Annotated in this window: 2 protein-coding genes; both read left to right on the forward strand. The window is 55.0% G+C overall.

The features are described from left to right. Positions 1 to 23 precede the first annotated feature (23 nt). Positions 24 to 197 carry a helix-turn-helix transcriptional regulator gene (locus ALO64_RS19480; protein ID WP_054991785.1) on the forward strand — a complete coding sequence of 58 codons (174 nt, stop codon included), beginning with the start codon at positions 24 to 26 and terminating at the stop codon, positions 195 to 197. Positions 198 to 570: 373 nt separating this feature from the next. Continuing rightward, entirely contained in the window at positions 571 to 1,341 is a 771-nt protein-coding gene (locus tag ALO64_RS19485) for a hypothetical protein (RefSeq protein ID WP_004642392.1), read from the forward strand. Positions 1,342 to 2,798 lie beyond the last annotated feature (1,457 nt).

Below are 2,798 nucleotides of genomic sequence, written 5' to 3' on the forward strand. Positions count from 1 at the left end.
TTGTCTACACCCTCCTAGGGGGCATAAACCCTTCCACACTTTGGCGTCTTGAGCGGAACGACCCGTCCTTCCCGGCCTCGGTGCAACTGAGCGGCGGGATAGTGGGCTGGTTCGAGCATGATCTTGATCATTGGCTCGAGTCCAAAACAGCTAAACGACACTCGACAACCGAATCCGCCGCTCGGCAGACCCCCTGAATGCAGAAGCCCGCTTTGGCGAGCGGGCTTCTGGTGACTACAGCAGGGGTGTGGCGCGTTCCTCAGCTTGGCGGTTGAGGGACGACATTACGATGTAGCTATCGACTAGTTAGCATCCTAGCTCCCATCCCTGCTGTTCGCAAGTAGGTGTGCTTTGACGCACAGAGGCGATGCGCCCGATGGAAAATTCAAAAAAGCTGAGTCCGATGTTTCATCGTCTTGACGGTGGGAGCAAGTCATATGCACTCAATCGGATTAGACAGATTGTTCAGTACAACCCAGGGTGCTTTGGAGGTGAGGGATGACCCTCCACAAAGCCGCGAGGCTTTCGCCTTCCGATCCCCATTCTGCACTGCGACGCCCCGCGCGGAATATGCCTGCCCAGTACGCAGCCCCTAGACACCTCTCCAATCAGCAGCTCAAGAATCCGCTCATCCGTTCAGCGTACGAGCGTCTTAGCAACATCGTCAGCTACCGAGGTCAGTATCTGCGTCGGCTTGATACCGTGCACGGTGATCGACGTACTCGTGTTGAAAAATTTCAAGTGATCGAGCGAGTTGCTGAGCAATTGCTGGTGCGGTTGGACTTGGCCACCGGAGTACTCGGGTTCATCGATCCTGAGTCCGGGCGCTATGTGCTCAATACCCAACGCAAAATTGCCGAAGACTCCGAAGGCGTCTCCTCACCGGTGCTTTGTCGGCTGTTCAAGACGCTTGACGAGGCTGGCTATGTGTATCGTCGAATTGAGCGAATCCGCCTTGAAGAAAAAGACGACAGCGGTCTGAATTTGGTTCGTACCCGCGTTCTGATTCGCTTTACCAAACAGTTCTGGAAAGACTTGGGCCTTGCCTACGTCTTCGAGCGCGTTCAGCACTCGGCCAAAAAGAAGCGCGAGGCGCAACTGCGTGAATTGGGCCAACGTCGCCAGGCAGACATGGAACGTCACTCCAAGGAACTGCTGCGGCGTGAGGTATCGCGCAAGCGCTGGCAAGCCAAAGAAGCACGGGACGGTGATGCTGTCCGCACGAAAGAGTCTCGGTCGGCGTCCCCAAGGCAGGACTCTCCGCCAAGTCGTAAGGGATCTAACGATTTGACGAGTGCTCTAGAGCGACTTGTGGCGTCGGTCGCCAAGAAAGCCGGATAGGCCACATCAGCCTTCTCAGTTTGTATCCGCTTACGCGGAGGCTTCGTCGCGCCTGCGATTTGGTGGCCTGTGGCGAAGAGGCGGTGTCCCCCACGAATCTCAGGCCCACGTGTGCTGAAAAGACACAGATTTGTCCCCCGGTTGCGCTTGCGCTGGTAAGAGTCTTGAAATTAATGAAATTTTATAGCCTTGTCAGTAACCTCCTTCGGTAAAAGAAAGAGCTTTCCGAGGTGTTCAAACCTCGAAGAGCAGTAATGCACCGCGCACTTCGTGCCTATGGCACGGCGCGGAGTGGACCCCTCACGACAGCGTGACAGCCCGTCTAAGCGGCGCAGGTGGATGAAGCCCACCCGCCCTGGCCTGCGGCCACCCTTTGGGGCGCTAAGACCCGGATAAATCGCCCCAGTCCGGCAAGCCGGCCCAGGACTCAACCGGGCGCGTTTGCGCGCTGGCTTACCAAAAGATAAAGAACGCTTCAATTACCAGCGTTTCCAGCAGATCCGGTGTTTAGTGGGGAGTGCCGGTGGATGATATGCACGAGACTTTATTGGCGCCGGACATCCAATCGGTAAAGCAAAGCTTTCCCGATTGGATGTCCGGCCGACAACGAGCGGAGCGAGGCGTCAGCCCGGCCTCAGGAACAGAGACTGCTAATTGTTTGTGTTTCAGCGTGGATAAGTCGCTTACACCTAATTTTCTGACAGCGTAGAAAAGCTAGCTGGTTGCGATGACTTAGATGCAACGTGCCAGCTTCAAATGGACAAGACTGATATCGGCTGCATGGCTCATGCCTGGCCCAAGTCCCTCGGGCTACACGCTACTCACAGAAGCTCATTTCCTCAGGAGGCTTTGTGCTACATCCAGGTGCTGTACGAAACCAAAAATGGTAGAACTCAGAGCTCGATTTTCTAAGTCGAAGGGGCAAGAAAAGGCAAAGCCTGCGATGGAGGCTCTGTCGCGTGGGTAACAGCCCTGAGGAGATCTGTTGGCAACCAAAGTCAGACAGCACATTGGAGACGGGATATACAGATCGAGAAGCACGGGCTCGGGTCTGCCTTCCCCAATATTTCCTTGAAATTCGTCGAAGGCTAACGTGCAGTCAAATCGCCATCTGCTTGGCTCTAGACTTGCTGAGAAATCTCGTTCGCATTCACAGCAGAAACGGGTGATCTTCTTACCCTAGGAGACTGGTACTTGAGGCGTTCACTGTGAGGTAGTCGGAGGCCTACCTTGCTGAGCATTCCAGACTAAGCTCAAAGGCCGACGAGCGACATGAAAGCCATGGTTGATTGCACCGGTTGACGTGTTGGCACAGCTGTACATTCCGCACATCGCGCAGACCAAGAAAATGTACTGCAGCTAAGCTCTGGACATTTGCAGGGGCGGGAAGGTTGCTACGGCATGGTTTCCGAGCGTCTACCAATCATCTAGAGACGGCTTAGGGATTCTCCGATCAA

The sequence above is a fragment of the Pseudomonas meliae genome (assembly GCF_001400515.1).
GTDB lineage: Bacteria > Pseudomonadota > Gammaproteobacteria > Pseudomonadales > Pseudomonadaceae > Aquipseudomonas > Aquipseudomonas amygdali.